Below are 2660 nucleotides of genomic sequence, written 5' to 3'. Positions count from 1 at the left end.
GGAAATGCGCCGCGTCGCGCCCGATCTGGGGCAGCACACCGACGAAGTTCTGCGATCGCTCGGCCGCACCGACGCCGAGATCGCCCGGATGCGCGCCGAAGGAGCCGCCGGATGACCGATCAGTTGCGCACCGAGTTCAACGGGACAGTCGCCACCGCCACCTTCGACCGCCCTGCTGCGCGCAACGCCATGACGTGGGAGATGTACGACGGGCTCGCCGATTTCTGCGAGCGGGTCAACGCCGACGAAGCGGTCCGGGTGGTCGTTTTCCGCGGAGCGGGCGGGAAAGCGTTCGTGGCGGGCACGGACATCGCCCAGTTCCAGGACTTTCGCGGCGCCGCGGACGGACATGCCTACGAGCAGCGCATCGACGGCGTCCTGGACCGGGTCGAGGGGATCCGGGTGCCCACGATCGCCGCGGTCGACGGTTATGCGACCGGCGGCGGGTTGACCATCGCGGCTTGCTGCGACCTGCGGATCTGCTCGCCCGCGGCGAAGTTCGGGCTGCCGATCGCGCGCACGGTGGGCAACTGCCTGTCCATGCGGAACTACGCGCGGCTGGTGCAGCTGATCGGAGCGGGACGCGCCATGCACCTGATCTGCACCGCCGGGTTCGTCGAGGCCGAGCAGGCCGAACGCATCGGGCTCGCGTCCGAAGTGGTGCCCGAGTCCGAACTGGACGGCCGGATCGATGCGCTGTGCGAGCAGATCACCGCGCAGGCTCCGCTGACGATGCGGGCGAGCAAGCAGGCGATGCGGCGGCTGCGGGAGCATTCGTTGCCACCGGGCGACGATCTGATCGAGCTCTGCTACGGCAGCGAGGATTTCCGGGAAGGGGTCGGCGCTTTCGTGGACAAGCGCCGCCCGCAGTGGCGCGGCCGGTGATCGGCGATGAGCGGGTCAGCGAGGTCGCACCGGGCGCCGGTAGCCGAGCGTGGCGCTGACCCGCTGGGCCGCTTCGATGACCAGCGGCCCGTAGTGGTCCCGCGCCTGTTCGGACATCCGGCCCGCGGGTGCGGACACGGACAGGCTCGCCACCGGCTCGCCGCTGGAGTCCAGGATGGCCGCGGCGACCGCGGCGATGTCCGCGCGCCATTCCCCGAAGTTCGAGGCGAAACCGCGCTGGGTCACGCCGTCGAGTTCGGCGAAGAACTCGTCCCAGTCCACAATGGTGCTTCCGGTGTAGCGCTGGAGCCGTTCCCCGATGATCGGCTGCACCTTCTCCCGCGGCATGGCCGCGAGGATCGCCTTGCCGTTCGAGGAGCCGTGCAGCGGGACGGTGCTGCCCAGCGGCAGCACCGCGCGGACCGGGTGGTCGGTCTCGACCCGCTCGATCAGCACGGCGTGCTCGCCTTCGCGGACCATGAGGTGCGCGGTTTCGCCGGTTTCGCGCCGCAGCTCGTGCAGGACCGCTGCGGCGGCGTCGCGCACGCTGATGTCCGAAATGGCGTGCTGGCCGACCTGGAACGCGCGGGTGGTCAGCACCCAGCGGGTCACGTCCGCGCCGTCCGGGCAGATCCAGCCCGCCGTCCACAGTGTCCGGAGAGCGCGTTGCACGGTGCTCTTGGGCAGCCCGAGCCTGCGGGCGAGTTCGCCGACGCCGGCCGGTTGGGTGTGCGCGACCTCTTCCAGCACGCGGAAAGCCGACAGCACGGTGCGCATTCCTTCGCTCACATCCTCAGCTTAGTGGCCGCCGGTGGCCCGGTCCGAAACCGGCGGACCGGGCCGGGCGCACGACCAGCGCGGCGTGCCTCACAACCATCCGGGCAGGACGAACAGCGCGCAGGCCACCACCGGGGCGATGACGATCATGCTCATGCCCCAGGTCATCAGCTTCCGGAACACCCGGTCGCGCATCTCGGCCGGGCTGCTGGCCACCACCAGCGCGCCGCTGGTGGAGAACGGCGAGGAGTCCACCACCGACGAGGCCACGGTCAACGCGATGATCATCCCGATGGCGCCGACCTGGCCGGTGTGCAGGAACGGCACCGCCAGCGGGATGAGCGCGCCGAGGATGCCGGTGGTCGAGGCGAACGCGGACACCGCCGCGCCGATCAGGCAGATCACGAACGCTGCCAGCAGCGGAACGCCGATGCCTGCGACGCCGTCGCCGAGGAACTCGATGGTGCCGATCTCCTCCATCATGCTCACGTAGGTCACCACGCCGCAGATCAGCAGCACGGTCGGCCACGCGACCTCGCCGACGCACGCCTTGGTCGTCTGCGGCGAGATGATGCACAGCACGGTGGCGATGCTCAGCGACAGCAGTCCGACGTCGAATTCCAGCGCGAGCGCGCCGACGGCCAGCAGGACCAGCCCGGTGAGCGTGAGCGCGCGATTCGCGTTGAGCGTGGTGATTTGTGCGAGCGCACCGGTGGCCGGTTCGGCCGCGGTAGCCGTGGTCGTGCCGCCGGTTCCTCCGCTGGTCCCGGGTCCAGCCATTGCTCCGGAGATTTCCGGAGGCTCGGTGTCGACTTTCCGCCGCAGCAGTTCCCGGCCGCCGAACAGGAAGAAGACGAGCACGCTGAGCAACAGGTTGAAAACGAATTGTCTGCCCCACAACAACGCCGGGTAGCTGCGCAGTCCGCTGCGTTCCACCACGCCGTTCGTGTTGCTGACGAAAATGCGGATCGGCGAGAAGCCGCACGCGGAGGCGCCTT

The 2660-nt window shown here is 69.7% G+C and carries 3 protein-coding genes; 1 reads left to right on the top strand and 2 read right to left on the bottom strand.

Features of this window, described 5'->3' with window-relative positions:
- Positions 1-111: 111 nt before the first annotated feature.
- Entirely contained in the window at positions 112-885 is a 774-nt protein-coding gene (locus IJH84_RS21885; RefSeq protein WP_295148400.1) for an enoyl-CoA hydratase/isomerase family protein, read from the top strand.
- Between the two features lie 15 nt (positions 886-900).
- Here the strand turns inward: IJH84_RS21885 and IJH84_RS21880 are convergent, their stop codons facing one another.
- Complete coding sequence (locus tag IJH84_RS21880) at positions 901-1674, bottom strand: IclR family transcriptional regulator (RefSeq protein WP_295148396.1); 774 nt, start codon at positions 1672-1674, stop codon at positions 901-903.
- A gap of 78 nt (positions 1675-1752) precedes the next feature.
- Positions 1753-2660, bottom strand: a 908-nt coding sequence (locus IJH84_RS21875; RefSeq protein WP_295148393.1) for an SLC13 family permease, incomplete at its 5' end; no start/stop codon positions are given.

This window comes from Saccharopolyspora sp., from assembly GCF_017434145.1.
GTDB classification, from domain to species: domain Bacteria; phylum Actinomycetota; class Actinomycetes; order Mycobacteriales; family Pseudonocardiaceae; genus Saccharopolyspora_C; species Saccharopolyspora_C galaxeae.
The sequence above is the reverse complement of the archived record's forward strand: the minus strand, read 5'-3'. Positions and strand labels throughout refer to the sequence as shown.

What these genes read in the sequence shown, in the direction of transcription:
- IJH84_RS21885 (WP_295148400.1), top strand. Translation starts at nt 112, where the DNA reads ATGACCGATCAGTTGCGCACCGAGTTCAACGGGACAGTCGCCACCGCC.